Raw genomic sequence first — 559 nt, 5'->3', positions numbered from 1 at the left:
CTTGGCGTCCGCCCTGCAGATTGGCCGCTAGGGCACAGCAGATCCGGCCACGGCTGCCAATAATCTGGCCAACTTCCTGGACAAGGCGCTGGCGCCGCTGACGAAGAATAACTTCGAAAAGCATGGCGTCGACCTCGAGGCCGTCATGAAGGACGCCGCCGCCAAGGGCATGAACCCGATCGAGGCGGTGATCCAGAAGATCGGCAAGCTGACCGGCGTCAACGAAACCCAGATCGCGGGCTTCATGAAGAAGGCCAAGCAGAACGGGCTCGAAGGCGCGGAGGCGCTCGGCTATGTGCGCCAGCAGCTGGAGGCGATCGGCGCGGCCGGCAAGGTCGGCGAGCTGTTCCAGGACAAACAGGTTCTCGACTTCCTGGTCCCGTTCCTCGCCAATATCGACGAGTACAAGGACATCAAGTCCAAGGTGGCCGCCGCCACCGGCGCGATCACCGACGCGGACTTCGACACCCAGAAGGCCGGCATCAACCGCCAGCTGACTATTTACCGCGAGGTTGGCACCCAGGCCGTTCGTTTCGTCGGCATGGCCTTTGCGCAATGG

General features: G+C 63.0%; 1 protein-coding gene. It reads left to right on the top strand.

What is annotated here, in order from left to right; translation table 11 throughout:
* Nucleotides 1-145 precede the first annotated feature (145 nt).
* Nucleotides 146-559: hypothetical protein (locus RX972_RS29140; RefSeq protein ID WP_316880766.1), on the top strand; the 414-nt coding region annotated here is incomplete at its 3' end.

The sequence above is a fragment of the Pseudomonas syringae group sp. J309-1 genome (assembly GCF_032582135.1).
GTDB classification, from domain to species: domain Bacteria; phylum Pseudomonadota; class Gammaproteobacteria; order Pseudomonadales; family Pseudomonadaceae; genus Aquipseudomonas; species Aquipseudomonas quasicaspiana.
Note: the sequence above shows the minus strand (reverse complement) of the source record. Positions and strands in the feature narration are given on the sequence as shown.